Here is a 19,337-nt window from a genome sequence, read left to right as displayed (position 1 = left end):
TTATCCTATTCAGAAAAACCAAAACCCAGGTTGTCCTTGACATCTTTCAACGGTGTACCGTTCCAGTTCGGAAACGTGAAGTTGCCGCCGGCTGCGTCATCCACTTCCAGATTGCCCTTCGCATAGATCTGACCGCTTGGGCTGGCCAGTTCGATCCGCCCATTGGCGACCTTGATATACGCGCCGGACCCATCACCGAGCGTGATGCCTTTTGACGCGGTGATCATGACTTCGCCTGTGGAGGAGCTAACCACCACGTTCTTGAGCGCCATCAGTTCCAGCTCGTCGCCCTGCGCCTGAACCTGTACTTTTCCCTTCGCCGAAAAAATCCGGATCCCAAGTTTCGCTGCAAACAACGATATGGCCTCGCCGGCTGCAAAGGTAATGCGCTTGAATACCCCCACGTCGAGGCCCTGGCCGGCAGTGACGAATATGTGTTTCTTGGCCGCCAGTTGCATGTGCTGGCCGCTGGCGATGCCAACGCCGTCGGGTGCACTCGCGACGACCACGGACTTCTTGATCTCGACGAGCCTCTGTTCAATAAGGTCGCGCTGCTGGTCAATTTCAGCCAACCACGCCTTGGCGGCATTGGCCGAATCGTTGAGCGAGCGCAGCAGTTCTTTGGCCTGCTGGAGCGTTGCGTTCGCATCATCCATCGCGAGCTGCGAACCTGTGGCACCTGGTTGCGCTTCGGCGGATAAGAGAACCCCCTTCGCCCCCCGGACTGCCACGTGCCCGTCGGTCCGCAGTTCGGCGCCCTGTCCCCGCTCCTTGCGCTGGCCGTCGACCATATGCCCAAGGTTGAGCTCGCTGGTCTGAAACGGCGTCGTCAGGTGAATATGCTCGACGCCTTCCTTGTCCTCCATGCGCATCTCATTCTGCGCGGCCGTGCGAATGAGATTGCGCGTATTGTTGAGATTGTTGACGAGATCCGGATGCAGGCTGTCATGCATCGCTCCGATGATGATGGGCCGGTTTGGATCCGCGGCCGTAAATTCGAGTGCCACTTCCGCGGAATCGATCAACGGGAAGTGGTGACCGTAGTTGTCGCCGCTGTAGGGCTTGGCAAACCGCACCGGCCGGCTGGTACCACCCGGACTCCACTCGTCCAGATCGAACGGCAGCTTGATGACGTACCAGCCTTCTTCCGTCAGATAGGCATATTTGTAGTTTCCGGGTGATGTAATCCGGGCCGGCAGGACGCCCCTCATTTCCGGTTTCGGGATCGTGTCCATGGATGTTCGCCAGACCCGATCCGAAGGAATCCCCTCGAACGTCACGCGGTACGACCTGTTACGCCCACCGTGCGAGCGTACCGACGTGATGAAGATCCCGTGCTTCGCATCGACCTGAACCGGATCGACCAGCATGACCTCCCCGGCTTCCAGCCAGAACGGATTGCCGGTGCCGATGAACGTCACCTGACCTGCGAGGTAAGCCTCGTGCCGCAGGCGGGCAATGCGCTGGCCGTCCTCCGGCGTCTCGTAGTGCTCACCCCAGTGATAGTCGACAGCGTTGGTGGTCTTGTCCCCGCGTGCCGTGTTCTCCTCGACCAGCAGCGAGACGTCGGCCTGGCGATGGTTGTAGTCATGCAGGCGCACCGATTGCGGCACGCGCCGGGTGCGCCGCCGCAGCGACTTGATCGAGTCGGCACCCACGCTCTCAAGGCCCGAATCACGACGATAGGGCACCCCACGCTGCTTGCGCGCGTACGCATCCAGATCGTCGCCGAACACCATCACCGCGTAATCCTTTTTCTGCTCCCAGCGAAACCAGATGCCTTCTTCCGCACAGATGCGCTGGATAAACGCGAACGTCGTCTCGTGGTACTGGGTGATGTACTCGTGCCGCCTGTACTGGCCGCGCAGGTTGAACCTGAAGTCGACACCGGCCCGGTAACCGTAGTGCCGCAGCGTTTCGGTAATGATCTCTTCGACCGACTGCTTCTGGAACAGCCGGCTTGTCCTGCCCCGGTCGAGGTCCGCGATCGCAGGCTCGAGCCTCACGCGGTAACGCGTCTCGTCGGCGGAGGTCTCGTGCTCATCGAATTTCGTGATGATGCCGTGGACGGTCTGTGCGGGCGGCTTCGTGCTGAACTTCGCAGCGTTCTCGCCGAATATACGCTGCAGGTGACCCAGGTTTGGGTCGACCGGATCGATGATGAACCGGGCCGAACGCCCGAGCACCTGATCCATCGGAATACCCGCTATCGGACTTGTGAATTCAATCTCGTACTCGTAGAGCTGGCTGATCCGGTCATGGCCAGCAAATTTCACGATGGAGAACGGCGCCGGATGCGGCGCCAGCTTCAATTCATAAGCCTGTAACGGCATGAGCCACGACATCGAAAACCTCCCGGAGACGCAAAACGCAAAAGCACCACCGAGGCACCCAGGAGTACCCCGGCGGCTCGCACCGAAAACGTCAGAGCAGCGCCGAGTTCACCCCTTGGCCTTGGGCATCTGCGACACCAGCGACAGGCCGATGTCCATGCCTTCCACCTGGAAGTGCGGGATGATGAAGAGCTTGATGCGGAAGAACCCCGGGTTGTCCTCGATGTCCTCGACCGTAACCTTTGCCTCGCGCAGCGGGTGCGAGGCCTGCAGCTCGTCGCCCGGGTCCTTCATCTCGGTCACGAGACCCTTGATCCAGTTGTTCAGCTCCAGTTCGAGCAGACGGCGATCCTTCGTCGTCCCGATGTTTTCGCGCTGGATGAGCTTCAGGTAGTGCGCAATGCGCGAGAGCAGGAAGATGTACGGCAGGCGCGCGTTGATGCGGCTATTGGCCGTGGCTTCCTTCGTCTCGTACAGCGCCGGCTTCTGGGCCGAGTTGGCCGAGAAGAAGCACGCGAAGTCGTGGTTCTTGTAGAACGAGAGCGGAATGAAACCCAGGTTCGCGAACTCGAACTCGCGCGTCTCCGGAATGAGCACCTCCGTGGGAATCTTCGGCTGGGCGCCGGTCCCGAGGTCATACAGATGGACCGGCAGGTCTTCGACCTTGCCGCCCGCCTGCGGTCCACGGATCTGGACACACCAGCCGTTGTTCACGAAGCTGCGCGCCATGTTGGCTGCAAACGCGAAAGAGGCATTCACCCAGAGATACCGGTTGTGATCCGGGCCTTTCACCGCTTCTTCGTAGTTGAAGGCGCGCACCGGCACCGTATCCTTGCCGTACGGCAGGCGGCCGAGCACGCGCGGCATGGTCAAGCCTACGTAACGGGCGTCATCGGTGTCACGGAAGCTCTTCCACTTGATGTACTCGGCGCGGTCGAAGTAGTTGCCGATGTCCTGGATGGCAGCGACTTCTTCCATCGTCTTCTTGCCGAAGAACGCCGGGCCGACCGAGCCGATGAACGGCATGTGGGCTGCCGCCGCGACCTTCGAGACGTTGCGCAACAGGGCGATGTCCTGCGGCGAATTCTCGAATTCGAAGTCGCTGATCATCGCGCTGACCGGCTGGCCGCCTGGCGTGTCGTATTCCTCGATGTACGTGAGGCGATAGAGGCCGCTCTGGATGAGTTCTGACGCGTCCTCGAAATCGCGTTGCAGTGCTTCTTTCGAGACGTCGAGCAGTTCGATGCGCGCGTTGCGGCGGAAGTCGGTGCGCGAGACCAGCATCTTCACGCCGCGCCAGCGACCTTCGAGCGCCTGGAATTCGGGCGCGTGCATCACCGCGTCAAGCTGGCGACTGATCTGGCGATCGAGCTGCCCGATATGGAAGTCGAGCAGCGACTTGTCGAGGCGATCGACCGGCTGGCTCGACTTCGCCACCAGTTCGAGAAACGCGCCCATACCGCGCGCGATGCGCTCGTCGGCCGAAGCTTCGGAGAGCGTGTCGCCGTCGCGGAACGCTTCAAGCGGGCGCGCCTCGGCGACGGGTTTGAGATTGATCTTGCTGCACAGCGCGGCGTACACGCTGTCTCCCTCGAGTACAACGGTCTCGGTTGCACCCGTGGCGGCTTTGTTCTGGCTCATTGCTGTTCCTGTCTGCGTTTGAAACACAAGCTGATTGCGGAAAGCGGTGAATGCCGCTTTGGCGCGGCGCCGTTCAGGCATGCCCTTCCGGCTGGGTAGCAGCCGTCGCGACCTGCGCCAGTTCGCCGCGCAGTTTGTCGGACAGACGCTTGTCCTTCAGGACCTTCTCGAATTCGCGGCGGAATGTCCCGTTATCCAGCAGATTCGATTTAAGGTCGCGCAGCAGGTTGCGCATGGCGAGCAGCGCCTGGAGTTCGGGAATCTGCCGGGCCACCTGCTCCGGATCGAAGTCCTTCAATGAGCGGAACGAGAGATTCACGGGCAATTCGCCGCCATCTCCCGCCAGCGTATTTTCGACGCCAAACTTCAAATTCGGCGCATAGTCGCCGAGCACGGCATCGAAATTGTTTTTTTCGATGTTGACCTTCTTTCGGGTGGCAAGCGGTGCATTTTCCGCGCCCGCGCTAAAATTAGCGGCGACAAGCAATTTGAGTGGCAGCTCAACCTTCTTCTGGGCTCCGCCCGTGTGAAGATCCAGAGTAATCGACACGCGGCTTTTTGGGATTTCTCGCTGAAAGCTATCCATAGTATGCCTAATTAATTAAGATTCAAGATTCCGCAGAACTTGACGGTCGCGATGCGGTGTCGCGTACTGCACGTGCGGTCCTCCCCTACATGCATGCTCGCAAGGATCTAGTACTGAAGGCACCCCATGGCGTGGTCTCCATTCGTGCGACCTGTTTGCGACGGCCCATTAAATCCGATTGCATGCATGCCGTCAATTGGAATTTCTTTTCGCTCTTATCTATAAATACTCAATTGTTAATTTTTGAATAAATTTCGCAAATTTTTGGCGAAAAACCCACCAGCCAATATCGCCATTCTAAATTGACATCCATCATGTTATTTTGCCGCCGCAAATATCGAGATACGCGATCAGCATATTATTTTTGTGCGAGTTGTTAACGTTTGTCAGATCTCAAACTCAATTCAATACAGACTCCGGTTTACCTTGTATAAAACCGTTCGACATCTCCGATTGAAGTCACTGTCTGAAAGAAGATAAGTATGAACCACAAGAGACCAACATCTATGCGGATCCATAAACCTCTCTGGCACGACGGCCTGATCCTTTCGCAGCAACACTTCCAGCAGATGGAGCGCGCGACCGAATTCGCCGTACAGCAGTTCGTGGCCGCGGCTTTTGCTGAGCCTTGGGGCACGCTGGGTGTCGTCGTGGATGAAGAAGCGCTCAAGACGGGCCGGCTGAAACTGGAGCAACTCAAACTGCGCCTGCCGGACGGAACCCCATTCGACTCGACGGTCCGCGACGCGATACCCGGAGGACGCGATCTGACGCAGGGTATCCCCGCGGATCGCCAGAGCTTGACCGTCTACGCCGCGCTTGCGCTGCCCGACGCCAATGGGAACAACTGTCGTTTTGACGAGACCGCGCTCGCGCGGCCGCGGCGCTCCTATCGCGAGTTCGTGAAGGTCGTGGATCTGAACGGCACGACCGAGACCGAGATTGCGGTCGAACGCCACGCGCTGCGCCTGCTCTTCGATTTCGAGCCGCATGCCGATGACACTGTCTGCGCAATAGCGCGTCTCACGCGCGCAGCGAACGGTCAGTTCCAGGTCGATCACCGCTTCGTACCGCCGTGCCTCACGCTGGGCAGTCATCCGCTGCACATCGAGCGCCTCAACCGCCTCGCGGACATCCTGCAGGCAAAGAGCCTCGCGCTTGGCGCGCGTCGCAGCGAACGCGTCGAGCAGGTTACCGAATACGGCGTGGCCGACGTGCAACTGTTCTGGCTGCTGCACTGCATCCACACGGCGTGGCCACAAATGCGGCTCTTCTTGTCGCATCCCGCGCGGCCACCCGAGCAGCTTTATGTCACGCTCACCCAGCTGGTCAGTGCCCTGACGACATTCTCCACCGGCGTGCAGCTTGCCGATATTCCCGCGTGGGATCACGCGCACGCCGATGACGTGTTCGCGAAGCTGGAATCGATGATCCGGGAACTGCTCGATGCAATCATTCCGTCCCGCGTGATCCCAATTGGCCTCACGCGCAAAACCCCGACGACATGGACTGGACAGTTCCTTGACGAGCGCATCGTCGATGGTGTGTCCGACTGGTACCTGTCTGTCAATGCGCGCATGACTGCATTTGATCTGATCGAACAGTTTCCGCGTCTGTGCAAGATCGGCGCACCGGATGATGTCGAACACATCGTCAATTCTGCACTGCCTGGCATTCCACTCAAGGCGGTCCAACGCGTGCCCGGCGCCATTCCCGTGCGGCTGGACAACCAGTATTTTTCGCTGGACTCCAGCAGCCCCGCATACGAGAGGATGCTCGCAGCGAGAGCGTGTCAGATCTATTTGCCGGGGTCGGTCGCCGATGCCTCGCTTGAACTTTACGCGGTGCTGCGCTCATGAAAGTCCTGACCGATCGCCCCGGCTCGGCCCCGCATCTTGCGTCAGAGCCTGACTTTCGTCGCGCGAGCACACCGGGCATCCGGGACCTGCTGCGTGACACCGGACTGCTCGTCACATCACTCGGCGACGACGGAACCGTAAAAAACGCGGAGCAGTTCCGCAACCACTGCCGCAAGCTGATCCAGAAGTTCTCGGACGCCCTCACGCAGTACTGCTATCCCGAAGACGTCAAGCGCGAAGTCTCGCTCGCGCAGTGCGGCCTGATCGATGAAACGGCGCTGCGCCATCTCCCCGAAAGCAGCCGGGCAGCGTGGGCACTCAATCCGTTTCAGGTCGAGCGGTTCAAGGTGCACGACGCCGGCGAATTCGTCATTGACCGGATCGAGGCACGCCTGCGGGAAGCGACACCGAATGCAGACCTGCTCGAAGGTTACGCCGCGATCCTCGGCATGGGCTTTAAGGGGCGCTACGCGCTCGAGGGCGAAAGCAGGCTCATCGAACTCATGGGCGCGCTCAACACACGCCTGAAGACGCTTCGCCCACATGAGACGCGGTCGTTTATGTCTGACCGTGCGGGACGCCAGCTTTCTGACTGGTTCCACAGGCTTTCGCCGTGGGCTATAGCCGCAGTCGTTTGCGTTGTTGCAGCGGTCATCTGGAGTACGTGGGCCGTCGCACTCAACGCGCAGGTCACGCACATTCCGTCGGTAAAGGTTGCGCAGCCGTGAAGTCAGACCTGCCCCTGCTGACCTCTATGCCCAACGATGCGCAGCTTCGCGGCCACGAAGGACTCGATTACCCGTTCCGGCTGCAGGTTCTTCTTGCAAGCGCTCTGGCGCTCATCCTGGTCTGGTTCGTGGCGCGCATCGGACCGGTGCTTGCGTGGCTGCTCTCCTGCGCGGTCGTGTTTGTCGCCATGCTGCTCGTGGTCCTGTATACCCGGCGAATTTCCATCGCGCGCAGGCAGGGCGCGCAGATACTCTGCGCACTTGGACAAGCAACGGCCGGCATACCGGTCGACCTCCGTACCCGAATGCCGCTCGTGCTGGTGACGGGTGATGATCTGCCCGCACTGTTCAACAGGAATGAAGGCGAGCGTTTCGCCTATGTTGGCGAAGGCGCAATCTGGCTACGCGTGGACAGCCCCAAAGATCTAGCACGTCTGGCCATCGCCGTGAAGCAGTGGCGTGACGGGCGCGCCCCTGATGGCGTCGTGGTCTCGGTTGTGCCGGCAAGATACACGGATGTCGATCTTCTAACCCAGTCACTGCGCGCGGCACGTCAGGCAGTCGCCGACGCCACGCGCATGCTCGGCGCGCGCGCCCTTCCCGGCTATGTCGCGGTGTATCAGCGACTGACAACTGAAACCGCGGGGCTTGCCGGGCCGCAATGGCACGGTGTTTCTTCGGCTACCCGCATGGTTGACGCGCAGCGGTTCGAGACCGTGATACGGGCGGCGGAAGACGAGATCATGAGCGTGCCTAACCGCAATGAAGCGGCCACGCGGGCCGCGGCACTTGCGTCGCTCATTGGCTGGACGCAACGCGTCGTGCTTCACGCGCTTACCGACCCGCGGCAGCCGGCTATGCCGCTGGCGCTATTCGGTGCCGGCTGGATTGACTGCGGCCCCGCGGGCCGTGCAGGCAGCCCATGGAACGTGGATGTGGAAATGCAAACGAGCGTCGTGCGCAACACGGCGCCTGCGTCCCCTGCGCCATGGCCGCTACCGCAGCCGCTGATCGAGGCCCTGCCTGTGCGGCACTGGAGATCGCCCCGCCTCGTGGCGCTGATCCATGCCCTTGCGATGTTCGCGTGCGCGGCCGGCATTGCGTTTTGCTGTGCCGGAAAAAACAATCAAACGCTGCTCTCGCGCATTCAAGCAGATCTTGGGCGTTACTCGAATATTCCTGCCGACCACGACGCGGCACGGCGCGAAGCGCTTAGGACCCTCGTGAACGATCGCGACGAACTCGACCGCTACGCACGAACGGGGGTCCCGCTCGATCTGTCGTTCGGACTGTACCGCGGCGCGCGACTGATCCCGGCGCTCAACAACGCGATCGCCTCCTATCAGCCTCCCCCGCCGCCGCCGGCCGTGCTCACGCTTGACAGCATGTCGCTGTTCGACAGCGGCAAGGCCCAACTCAAAGACGGCTCGACACGGATCATGGTCAATGCGCTCGAGATGATCAAGGCACATCCGGACAAGCGGATTCTCGTGGCGGGCCACACGGACAACGTCGGTAAGCCCGATAGCAATCTGCTGCTTTCAACCGCTCGCGCCCAGGCTGTGCGCAACTGGCTGGTTGATGCCTCCGGCATCCCGGCCACGCAATTCGCGATCCAGGGCTACGGCGACACCCGGCCGCTTACGGAGAACGACACGGACGCCGGGCGTGCGAGGAATCGACGGGTAGAGATCACGCTCGTCCCCGACGCGGCGCAGCCCGCCCCGGCGGCTGACACCTCGCAAACGGCAGCGCCTGCAGCGGCGCCCAGGTAAGGAGCGTTTGTCCCCGAAGCCCTGGCTTCGGGTTTCGTGAGCCCGGTCACTTTCACTGTCTCCGGGCGATTGTCGTAGTACGAAAAATGGGAGTTAGGGAATGGCAATTCCGTCATACATGTGGCTCAAGGACGATGGTGGCGCTGACATTAAGGGTTCCGTGACCGTTCAGGGGCGCGAGGGCAGCATCGAGATCACGCAGTTCAACCACGACCTGCATATTCCGACCGACGGCAACACCGGCAAGCTGACCGGCACGCGCGTGCACGCGCCGATCACACTCGTGAAGGAAACCGACGCGTCGACGCCGTATCTCTACAAGGCGGTAACGAGCGGTCAGACGCTCAAGTCGGCCGAGATCAAGTGGTACAAGATCGACGACGCCGGCAAGGAGAAGGAATACTTCAACACGAAGCTCGAGAACGTGAAGATCGTGGCGGTCCGTCCGAGGATGCTCGACATCAAGATCCCCGACTACGAGAAGCACAACCACCTCGAGGAAGTCGAGTTGCGTTACGAGACCATCACGTGGTCATACAAGGACGGCAACATCATCCACAAGGACACCTGGAACGAGCGCTCCTAAGCCCTGCATCCCGACGCTGGTCTGGCGGCCGTCACCGCATGACGGCCCCCTTTTACCAGTCCGCGCACGCGGACTGGTGCTTTTTGCTGCACCGGTCGGCCATTTCCAGTGGCCGCCCCCCTTCCCCCTTCGCCCGCACAGGCAGCCACGACATGACCCTGTACAACGATCGAAGCACACATTCCCGCGATATCAGCCAGCTCCTGCGCAGGCTCAATCCACATTGCACGGCGGCGCTCGAGGCAGCAGCAAGTCTGTGTCACACACGGCTTGCGGATGAAATCACGGTCGAGCACTGGCTACTCAAACTGCTCGAAGCCGGCGACGGTGATATCCCCGCTATCCTGGACCACTACGATCTGGACGTGGACCCATTATGGAACGCGTTGCTTGGCGCCATCGAGCACACCCCGCGCAACCTGCGCGGCCGGCCGGGACTCTCCCCGCAACTGGCCGCCGTCCTGCAGGACGCCTGGTCTCATGCGCTCACCCTCGTCGATGCACATGAGACGACGATCCGCTCGGGACACGTACTGCAAGCCATCGTCGATGCGCCGCACGTGCTGCGCACACACGCCACGTGGCCGCTGCTGTCCGTGAGCAGCGCGCAGATCCAGCGCCTGCTGCCGCGCCTGGGATCGCGTTCGAGCGAGAACCCGCCCGAACGGCCAGAACCGCAAACGGCCGCTGTCACCGCGGCGACAGCGGCCGGCAGTGCAGATCCTGCGGAGTCGGCAAAGGCAACGCCGACGGTCGTGCGCAGCGTTGAGAGTGACGCACTGGCCCGCTTTGCGATCGACATCACCGCTAAGGCGCGAGACGGCAAGATCGATCCGGTCTTTGGCCGCGATCGCGAGATCCAGCAGACGGTCGACGTGCTCGCGCGCCGGCGCAAGAACAACCCCATCCTCGTGGGCGAGCCGGGTGTGGGAAAAACGGCGCTCGTCGAAGGCCTTGCGCTTCGTGTGGCCGAAGGCACGGTGCCCAACGTGATCCGCGATGTGCGTATCCTCACGCTCGACCTTGGCCTGCTTCAAGCGGGAGCCGGCGTGAAAGGCGAATTCGAGCAGCGTCTGAAGAACGTGATCGACGAGGTGCAGGCATGTAGCGTGCCGATCCTGCTCTTCATCGACGAGGCGCACACGCTCATCGGTGCAGGCAATGCCGCCGGCGGTGCCGACGCGGCCAACCTGCTCAAACCCGCGCTCGCGCGCGGCGAGTTGCGCACGATCGCGGCGACCACCTGGTCGGAATACAAGGAATACTTCGAGCGCGACGCCGCACTCGAACGGCGCTTCCAGATGATCAAGGTGGAGGAGCCAGATGACGACGCAGCGTGCCTGATGCTGCGCGGGCTCAAGAGTCGTTACGCGCAATACCACAACGTGCACATTCGCGATGAAGCGCTCGTGGCCGCAGTCAAGCTCTCGCGCCGTTACATCCCGGCGCGCCAATTGCCGGACAAGGCGGTCGACCTGATCGACACCGCTGCAGCGCGCGTACGGATGGGTCTCGAATCGCCCCCGGCCGACCTGCAGCGCGCACGCGCCGCCGTCTCAGCGCTGGAGCTGGAACGCTCGACGATGGAAGACGACGCCCGGGCGGGCATCGCAGAGAGGGAGATGCGTCAGGCAGAACTTCGCGCGGCACTCGTCGAGGCGCAGGCCGCGCTTGACGCGTTGCAGCAGCGCTATGACCAGGAACTTGCGTTCGTGCGTGAACTGCATGAACAACGGGTTTCTGCGTCGGGCAGCGAGCCCGGTTCCCTCGCGCAGGCACACCAGGCGCTCCAATGTATCCAGGGCAAGACACCCCTGATTTTCGCGGACGTGGACGCACAGGCGGTTGCGCGCGTCGTCGCCGAATGGACCGGCGTGCCGGTTGGGAATCTCGTCGAGGACGAATTGCAGAATCTTCTCACGCTCGAGGCGCAGCTCGCGAAACGGGTTGTCGCCCAGGACGACGCACTCGTCGCGCTCGCGGAAAGCCTGCGCACTGCCAAGGTCGGATTGAAGAACGAACACGCACCGCTCGGCGTGTTCCTGCTCGCGGGTCCTTCCGGTGTGGGCAAGACCGAGACCGCACTGGCATTGCCCGACCTGCTGTTCGGCGGCGAGGCGGCACTCACCACGATCAACATGTCGGAGTATCAGGAAGCCCACACGGTTTCGCAGCTCAAGGGCTCGCCTCCGGGCTATGTCGGTTATGGCCGCGGCGGCGTGCTCACGGAGGCGGTGCGACAACGCCCGTACAGCGTCGTGCTGCTCGACGAAGTCGAAAAGGCCCATCGTGACGTGCTGGACCTGTTCTACCAGGTATTCGATCGAGGCGCGATGCGCGACGGCGAAGGACGCGAGATTGATTTTCGCAACTGCGTGATCCTGATGACCTCGAACCTCGGCAGTGCGCAGATCAACGAGATGACTGCCGACAATCCGGACAGCGCGCAACCTGCGCTACTCGAGGCCATCCGCCCACAGCTCGTCGAGCACTTTCAGCCGGCGCTGCTCGCGCGTTTTCAGACGCTGGTGTACAAGCCGCTCGACTCCGTCGCACTCGGCGCCATCGTGCGCCTGAAGCTCGACAAGGTGGCCGAGCGCCTGAAACGTCAGCACGGTGTCGAACTGGTTTGCGACGATTCCCTGATTGCGGCAATGGCCGAGCTTTGCCTTGCCCGTGATTCTGGCGCACGCAACGTCGATGCCTTCCTGAACCAGCGCGTACTCCCGACGGTTTCGCGTGAGCTGCTCACTCGCATGGCGAGCGGCACAACGCCGGCGCAGATTGTCCTGTCGAGTTCGGCTGAAGGCAGTCTCACGATTGAGTTCGTGGATCATGCCGAGCCGGTCGCGGTCACGAACGAAACAACATCCGGGTAAGGGAGACTTCGCCATGCCGACAGGGCCGTCCCTCTACGACATGCTGCTTGGCCACATCAATGGCGAGGCGCTCGAGAATCACGATGACAACACGCTCGAAATCCTGAGCGTCCAGGCAAATATTGGGCGGGTCCTGAATACGCGGGCGGGTGCGCTCAAGCATGTGCCCGACTTTGGATTGCCGGACCTGACCGACGTCTACAAGAACCTGCCAGCGTCAGTTCACGATTTGCGCAACCAGATGGAAAACACCCTGCTCAAGTTCGAGCCACGGTTGCGTTCGATCGACATTGAGATCAGCGACAAGCCCGATCCGGGACTCCTCGTGAGCTTCACGATGGTCTGCCATCTGAGGAAGGCCGGGCTGGTTCGCTTCGGAACCTATTTCGAGCCGCCCGGGCGCATGCGTGTCGAGCGGCTCGTCAATCGCGAACGTGAGCGCTAGTCCGTTTCCGATCCTTTTTATGCGACAGCGCCTCGAATCCGAAATGGTGTTCGACGCGCGTCTATCGACCACAATTCGCGGTCGGCAACGCTCACGCCCTCGCCGATCGAAGCCTACGCGACGCACCGCAGCCTAGTACATCGACCTGCCTAACGCCCCGATCGGCTAAGATACGGCTCCACAAAAGCCATTTATCGAACCAACGGAGTGTTTTCAGTGATTCAGGCAATTCAAACGGGCGCCGTCTTCAAGGACAATCTCGCACTGCTGCCGGGCATCGACGGCATCGAGCGCATCGATCTCGTGGACGCTCAGGGCAACGTCGCCGCGAGCATCGAAAACAAGCCCGGCAAGCAGGGCTCGCTCGCGGTCTACCACTATCTGCGCGAAGCCTTCGGCACGCTCGACACCAACTCGGCCGAGCATGGCCTCGCCGTGTTCGCCGAGCACACTGCCGACGCGCGCAACCGCCCGGGCGCGCACCCGAACGTCGATCGTCTGCTCGAAATCGCGGCAGGCGGCCCGACGCTGCGCATCGACGTGATCGCCGCGGCCTGAGCGTTGCATTAGCGGGCGTGCCGGCCGGCACGCCTCTTCCACGTCACGCCGAAAGCTCTTCGAGCCGCACGCCATTCGTGCGGGGCCCGAACCCGCCGATCGAAATCATCACCGCGAGCATGCACACGGTGATGCCGGCGAACACACCGCTCACGCCAAAATCGCGCAACAACGCGGCGATGATGAAACCCGACATCATCGCGCCCACGCGGCTCGCGGAATAGACGATACCGTTGGCGCTGCAACGTACCGCTGTCGGGAAGAGCTCGGCTTGGTATGCGTGATAGCACACGGAAATGGTCTGCCCCGCAAGACTGATCAGGACACCGAGTGAAATGAGCGCGAGCGGCCCGCGCGCCTGCGAGAACAGCAAGCCGAACACGATCACCGCGAACGCCGAGCCGACGATGAGCCACTTGCGCTCGATGCGATCGGCCACGAGCATCGCGAGCAGCGGCCCGCACGGCAGCGCAATGGCGATCACGACCGCGTAGAGCAGGCTCTTCGTCACGGTCACGCCCTGCCCGATCAGGAGCGTGGGCACCCAGTTTGCGAAACCGTAATAGCCCACCGCCTGGCACAGATTGAACGCGATCAGCATGATGAGGCGCGCACGGTATGGCGGCTTCCAGAGTTCCGCGAGTGAAGCGCGCCGATGCGCGGGCAGCACGAGCGTGGGCGAAGGCTCGGGCAAGCGCTTGCCGCTTTCGCGCACGGCGCGTTGCTCCATCTGCGCGATCACACGTTCGGCCGCCTCCGTTTGACCGTGCGTGACGAGCCAGCGCGGGCTTTCGGGCACGGCGCGGCGCACGAACCACACGATCGCCGCGCCGAGCGAACCGGCGAGCACGACCCAGCGCCAGCCGTCGAGACCGAGCGGCGCCTGCGGCACGAGCCACCACGAAAGCAACGCCGAAATGGGCGCTGCCGAAAACATGATCGCCTGATTCAGCGCCATGGCGCGCCCGCGCATCTGCTGCGGGACCATCTCCGTGACATAGCTGTCGATGGTGACGATCTCGATGCCCACGCCGATACCGGTGATGAAGCGCCACAGGATCAGCCCCTGCGAGGTATGCTGAAACGCCATCGCCACCGAGCCCACCGAATACCAGAGCAGCGAGAAGGTGAAGACGCTTCGTCGTCCGAAGCGGTCGGGCAGCCAGCCGAAGCAGAATGTGCCGATGAACAGACCCGAGAAAGTCGCGGCCACGAAGGCCCCGATGCCGTTGAAGCCGAAGAATGCATGCGTCGTGGTTTGCAGCATGCCGCTTTTTGCCATGCCCGGCGCGATATAGCCCGTGAAGATGAGATCGTAGACCTCGAAGAAGCCGCCCAGCGAAATCAACATGACCAGCATCCAGAGCTGGCGCGTGGCGGGCAGGCGGTCGAGCCGCGCGGAAAGCGCTGCCGCTGCGCGATTGCCTGTGGGCGGGGCCGTGACGGCGTCGAGCGGGGCGTCCGCGCCGAGGGTTCGTTGCATGCTTGTCTCCGTGACGACGCCTCGCCGGGCGTCATTCTTCTGAACGTCGGTCCGCGAGCGCGCGGCGCGTGCGAGCTTCTGGCGGCTCGTGGCACGCGCAGCCGTATGGCAGACCGGCGGGGGGGAACCGCGAACGTACTGCTTCTACTTCGTCTGCCGCTGGCTCAGGGCGCTGCGTGCGACTTCAGGCGCGCCAGCACCTCTTCGGTATGCTCGCCCACCCGCGCGAGCGGCTGACGCACGCCGGGACGGCGGCCGCCCATCATGAGCGGCAGCAGCACGACTTCGGTCGTGCCGCCGTCGTCGGTCTGCATCGGCACGAGTCCGCCGCTCGCCTTGAGGTGCGGATCGTCGAGCAACTGGTCGGGGCGCACGATCGGCGCGTACGGAATGCCGGCCGCCTCGAGACGCGGCATGAGTTCGCCCGCCTGCTGCGTGGCAAGCACGGCGCCGAGGCGTTCGAGCAGTTCGGGCCGCACCGCCACGCGCAACGCGTTGGTCGCGAAGTGCGGCTCATCGGCAAGCTGCGGGCAGCCGATCACGTCGCACAGCGTGACGAACTGCTTGTCGCTCACCGCACCGATGAAAAGCTGTTCGCCCTCGGCAAGCGTGAACACGTCGTACACGCTCCAGGCCGAAACGCGCGAAGGCATGGGAGGCGGTGCTTCATGCGTCATGGCGTATTGCTGCATGTGCTGCGCGCTCAGGAACACGCAGTTCTCGAACAGCGCGCTCTGCACCTCCTGTCCGCGCCCGGTCGCGTCGCGCTCGCGCAGCGCGGCCAGCACGCCGATCGCGCCGAACATGCCGCCCATGATGTCGTTCACCGAGGTTCCCGCGCGCAGCGGCCGACCCGCAGGCCCGGTCATGTACGAGAGGCCGCCCATCATCTGCACGACTTCGTCGAGCGCGAGACGCTTTTCATACGGGCCCGGCAAAAAGCCCTTGTGCGAGACGTAGATGAGGCGCGGATAGCGCTGCGAGAGGGTGGCGTAATCGAGGCCGAGCTTTTCCATGAGGCCGGGCCGGAAGTTTTCGAGCATCACGTCGCACTCGCCGATCAGCTCGACGGCTGCTGCACGGCCCGATTCGGTGTTGATGTCGAGCACCACGCTCTTCTTGTTGCGATTGAACGAGCGGAAAAACCCAATGCCGAGGCCCGGCAAATTGCGCGTCTTGTCGCCGCCGGGCGGTTCGATCTTGATGACTTCGGCGCCCAGGTCCGCGAGAATCATCCCGCAGGTGGGGCCCATGACCATGTGCGTGAATTCGACGACGCGCACGCCGTCGAGCGGCAAACGGTTTTGCGTATTCATAAGGATCTCAAACTAGTCAGGCATGATGCGCGATTGCGCCAAAGGTCTTCGGCAGGCCGGCGCGCCAGAGCGTGCCGTGCAGCGTTTCGCCCTCCAGCCACTGGGCCACGCGCGCGCGCAGCGCCAGCAGCCGTTCGATGTCGATGCCAGTGTCGATGCCCATGTCGGCGAGCATGAACGCGAGGTCTTCGCTCGATGCATTGCCACTCGCGCCCGGCGCATGCGGACAGCCGCCGATGCCGCCGAGCGTGGCGTCGAAGCGGGTGACGCCCGCCTCCAGTGCCGCATAGACGTTGGCGAGCGCGAGGCCGCGCGTGTCGTGAAAGTGCGCGCAGCACAGCCGCTCGCCCGCGATCTCGCGCGCGGCTTCGAAGAGTTCCCGCACGGCGGCGGGGTTCGCGTAGCCCACGGTGTCGGCGAGGCTCACGCGGTCCGCGCCCGCGTCGAGCAGCGCCTGCATGCAGCGCAGCACCTCGGCAGGCTCGACGCGCCCTTGCAGCGTGCAGCCGAACGCCGTGCCGATGCCGCCTTCGATCAGCGTCTTCGCGCCGCTCGCATCGCGCGCGGCGCGTATGCGCGCCACTTCGGCCACGACTTCATCGGGCGTCTTGCGCAGGTTCGCGAGGCTGTGCGCCTCACTCGCGGAAAGGGGCACGAGCATCAGGTCCGCTTGCGCCTCCAGCGCACGCTCGGCGCCCTTCAGGTTCGGCACGAGCACCGAGACGAAGAGACCCGGCAGCGTCTTGGCGTAAGCGACGAGTTCCGCCGTATCGGCGAGTTGCGGCAGGAGGCGCGCAGGCACGAACGAACCCACTTCGATCTCGCGCTGGCCGGCTTCGTGCGCTGCGCGGATCCATTCGATCTTGTGCGCGGTAGGCAGCACCGTCCGGATGCTCTGCAGGCCGTCGCGCAGGCCGACTTCGCGTATCACGGCACGCGTCTGGGCCCACTGAGGTAATGGGGGCATGAAGGTGTCTCCGTTTTTGTCTCCAGCGATGTGCTAACTTTAGTCATTCCGCAAAATACATAAAGCGGTATTTTGGAAGCGTCAAAATTCCAATCCGGAAACACACAAAACGCAGTCAGGAGACACCGTGCACGACATCGACCTCAAGACCCTGCGCCTTCTCGTGAGCGTGTGCGAGCACGGCAACATGGGGCGCGCGGCGCGCGAGGAGCACATCGAACCCTCCGCCATCAGCAAACGCATCGCCCAGCTCGAAAGCGAATTCGGCGTGCCGCTGCTCATGCGCTCACGCCGCGGCGTGCAGCCCACCGCGGCGGGTCTCGCACTGCTCGAGCATGCGCGCAGCGTGATCTTCACGCTCGAACGCGCCGCCAGCGACGTCGCCGCGCTCGGCAGCGGCCTCTCGGGCAGTGTGAGCGTATGCGCCTCGGCGTCCGCGATCGCCGAGGCCCTGCTCGACGATCTCGCGTCGTTCATGCGCTTGCCCGAGTACAAGAACATCCGCGTGAACGTGGAAGAGCGCACCTCGCACGAACTCGTAGAGCGCGTGCGCGACGGCGCGGCCTCGCTAGGCGTGTGCTGGGACAACGTGGAACTCGGGGGACTGCAATCGCGCCCCTGGCGCGAAGACCGGCTCGTACTCGCCGTGCATCCCGAGCACCCGCTCGCGAAACGCCGCACCATCGCCTTCGAGGAGACGCTCGATTACGAGCACGTGGGCCTGCCGACCTCCACGGCCGTGCATACGATGCTGCGGCAGTCGGCGGCGCGCAGCGGACGCACGGTCGCCTATCGCGCGGTGGTGTCGACGCTCGATGCGGCGTTCCGCGTGGTGGCCGCCAACCTCGGCATCAGCGTCGTGCCCCAGGAGGTGAGCAACACCTACCGGCGCATCATGGACGTGCACACCATAGCCCTCACCGATGCCTGGGCGCGGCGGCGTTTCATCGTCTGCTTCCGTGCGTTCGACACGCTGCAGCCCGCGGCGCAGCGCATGGTCGAGCATCTCGTGGAGCGCGCGGCACAGAAAAAGCGCGGCGCGAAAAACAACGCCTGATCGCGCGCCTCAAGCGGCCGCATTCTTCGCGCGTTTGCGCGCGGGTGCGCGGTCGGCCGCTTTCACCTGCGCAATCAAACCGTCGTGGTGTTCGCGCAGCACCTCGACGAATTCGGCCACGAGACGCTCGCGCGGCCGGTTCGGCGGAAACAGCAAGTATGTGGGGAACAGCACAGCCGGCGAGAACGGCCGGATCGCAATGTCCGGCCCAGCGAAATCACGCGCGACGATGGGATGCGCGAGCGTCACACCCATGCCGCAGCGGACCATCTCGCAGCAGATCGCCGTGTACTGCGCCTCGATGGCGAGCACGCGCTCCACGCCCGCGCGCTGGAACACTTCGTCCATCTGCGTGCGTGTGCCGTCGCCGTGGCACAGCGAGATGAACGATTCCCCCTCCAGATCGGCAGGCCGGATCATGGCCTTTTTCGCGAGCGGGTGCGAGGCCGGCATCACGCATACAGCCGAGACCTTCGAGAGCAATTCGACCTCGCAGTTCGACGCTTCGCTGATGTACACCGCCACGCCCAGATCGCAGAACTGCGAACCGGTCCAGTGGTTCACCGTGCCCGATGTATTCACGTGCAGCGAGACCGTCACGCCCGGATAGAGGCGGCGGAACTTGTCGATGGCATGCGGCACGAGCGTGAGCCCCGCGGACGGCATGGCGGCAATGCGCAGACGCCCGCTGCCGAGATTGCGGATTTGCGCGGCGGCGGTGCTGAGGCCTTGCAGGCCAACATACGCACGCTCGACTTCGCGGAAAAACGCATTGCCCTCGCTCGTGGGAATGAGGCGGATGCCCACGCGCTGAAACAGCGTGAGCCCGGTCTCGCGCTCCAGTTGCCCGATCAGGCGGCTCACGTTGGGCTGGGAGGTGTAGAGCGCCTTCGCGGCGGCCGTCATCGAGCCCGACACCATCACCGCGCGAAACGCCTCGACGTGCTTCAGATTCAAGATGATCTCTCCTGGGCATAACCCTGATTCTTGCGCCAGGGCCTAACCCTGGTCCATATCATTCCCGTATAGGTTGGCATTTTATTCGTATTGGACGATATGGCCAGCCCGGCACAGACTGCGATGCATCGGCGCACTGTCCGGTTCGCCGCTCCCCACAATCGAAT

The 19,337-nt window shown here is 63.0% G+C and carries 15 protein-coding genes; 8 read left to right on the top strand and 7 right to left on the bottom strand.

What is annotated here, in order from left to right:
- Positions 1–5: 5 nt before the first annotated feature.
- The 3 genes from M3I56_RS11360 to tssB form a co-directional block, all read right to left on the bottom strand.
- A complete protein-coding gene (locus M3I56_RS11360; RefSeq protein ID WP_254353951.1) occupies positions 6–2,345 on the bottom strand; it encodes a type VI secretion system Vgr family protein in 2,340 nt (779 codons plus the stop codon).
- A gap of 96 nt (positions 2,346–2,441) precedes the next feature.
- Positions 2,442–3,974 (bottom strand): type VI secretion system contractile sheath large subunit, encoded by a 1,533-nt coding sequence (tssC, locus tag M3I56_RS11355; protein ID WP_254353950.1) that lies wholly within the window; start codon positions 3,972–3,974, stop codon positions 2,442–2,444.
- Positions 3,975–4,047: 73 nt separating this feature from the next.
- Complete coding sequence (tssB, locus tag M3I56_RS11350; RefSeq protein ID WP_254353948.1) at positions 4,048–4,560, bottom strand: type VI secretion system contractile sheath small subunit; 513 nt, start codon at positions 4,558–4,560, stop codon at positions 4,048–4,050.
- 506 nt (positions 4,561–5,066) lie between these two features.
- On the opposite strand from tssB, the gene tssK reads away from it, so the two are divergent.
- The 7 genes from tssK (at position 5,067) to M3I56_RS11315 (ending at position 13,390) form a co-directional block, all read left to right on the top strand.
- On the top strand, positions 5,067–6,419 hold the full coding sequence (gene tssK, locus M3I56_RS11345) for a type VI secretion system baseplate subunit TssK (RefSeq protein ID WP_254353946.1): 1,353 nt from the start codon (positions 5,067–5,069) through the stop codon (positions 6,417–6,419).
- Positions 6,416–7,147 (top strand): DotU family type IV/VI secretion system protein, encoded by a 732-nt coding sequence (locus M3I56_RS11340; protein ID WP_254353944.1) that lies wholly within the window; start codon positions 6,416–6,418, stop codon positions 7,145–7,147. Before tssK ends, M3I56_RS11340 begins: the two co-directional genes overlap by 4 nt.
- Complete coding sequence (locus M3I56_RS11335; protein ID WP_254353942.1) at positions 7,144–8,922, top strand: OmpA family protein; 1,779 nt, start codon at positions 7,144–7,146, stop codon at positions 8,920–8,922. Before M3I56_RS11340 ends, M3I56_RS11335 begins: the two co-directional genes overlap by 4 nt.
- Positions 8,923–9,022: 100 nt before the next feature.
- Positions 9,023–9,508 (top strand): Hcp family type VI secretion system effector, encoded by a 486-nt coding sequence (locus M3I56_RS11330; RefSeq protein ID WP_254353940.1) that lies wholly within the window; start codon positions 9,023–9,025, stop codon positions 9,506–9,508.
- Positions 9,509–9,660: 152 nt separating this feature from the next.
- Complete coding sequence (gene tssH, locus M3I56_RS11325; protein ID WP_254353939.1) at positions 9,661–12,387, top strand: type VI secretion system ATPase TssH; 2,727 nt, start codon at positions 9,661–9,663, stop codon at positions 12,385–12,387.
- A 13-nt stretch (positions 12,388–12,400) separates the two neighbouring features.
- Positions 12,401–12,832 (top strand): type VI secretion system baseplate subunit TssE, encoded by a 432-nt coding sequence (gene tssE / locus M3I56_RS11320; RefSeq protein ID WP_254353937.1) that lies wholly within the window; start codon positions 12,401–12,403, stop codon positions 12,830–12,832.
- A 219-nt stretch (positions 12,833–13,051) separates the two neighbouring features.
- Entirely contained in the window at positions 13,052–13,390 is a 339-nt protein-coding gene (locus M3I56_RS11315) for a DUF2322 family protein (protein WP_254353974.1), read from the top strand.
- Between the two features lie 43 nt (positions 13,391–13,433).
- Here M3I56_RS11315 and M3I56_RS11310 read toward each other — a convergent pair whose 3' ends face one another.
- The 3 genes from M3I56_RS11310 to M3I56_RS11300 form a co-directional block, all read right to left on the bottom strand.
- Complete coding sequence (locus tag M3I56_RS11310; RefSeq protein WP_254353935.1) at positions 13,434–14,873, bottom strand: MFS transporter; 1,440 nt, start codon at positions 14,871–14,873, stop codon at positions 13,434–13,436.
- Between the two features lie 164 nt (positions 14,874–15,037).
- A complete protein-coding gene (locus M3I56_RS11305) occupies positions 15,038–16,189 on the bottom strand; it encodes a CaiB/BaiF CoA-transferase family protein (protein ID WP_254353933.1) in 1,152 nt (383 codons plus the stop codon).
- A 16-nt stretch (positions 16,190–16,205) separates the two neighbouring features.
- Positions 16,206–17,156, bottom strand: coding sequence for a hydroxymethylglutaryl-CoA lyase (locus tag M3I56_RS11300; RefSeq protein WP_254353932.1), 951 nt, complete (start codon positions 17,154–17,156; stop codon positions 16,206–16,208).
- Positions 17,157–17,283: 127 nt separating this feature from the next.
- On the opposite strand from M3I56_RS11300, the gene M3I56_RS11295 reads away from it, so the two are divergent.
- The gene (locus tag M3I56_RS11295) at positions 17,284–18,213 is read left to right on the top strand and encodes a LysR family transcriptional regulator (protein WP_254353930.1); all 930 of its coding nucleotides are present in this window, start codon (positions 17,284–17,286) and stop codon (positions 18,211–18,213) included.
- 9 nt (positions 18,214–18,222) lie between these two features.
- Here the strand turns inward: M3I56_RS11295 and M3I56_RS11290 are convergent, their stop codons facing one another.
- Complete coding sequence (locus M3I56_RS11290) at positions 18,223–19,170, bottom strand: LysR substrate-binding domain-containing protein (RefSeq protein WP_028202195.1); 948 nt, start codon at positions 19,168–19,170, stop codon at positions 18,223–18,225.
- Between the last annotated feature and the right edge of the window lie 167 nt (positions 19,171–19,337).

Origin of the sequence: Paraburkholderia sp. CNPSo 3281, from assembly GCF_024206515.1 — a bacterium.
Lineage (GTDB): Bacteria > Pseudomonadota > Gammaproteobacteria > Burkholderiales > Burkholderiaceae > Paraburkholderia > Paraburkholderia nodosa.
The sequence above is the reverse complement of the archived record's forward strand: the minus strand, read 5'-3'. Positions and strand labels throughout refer to the sequence as shown.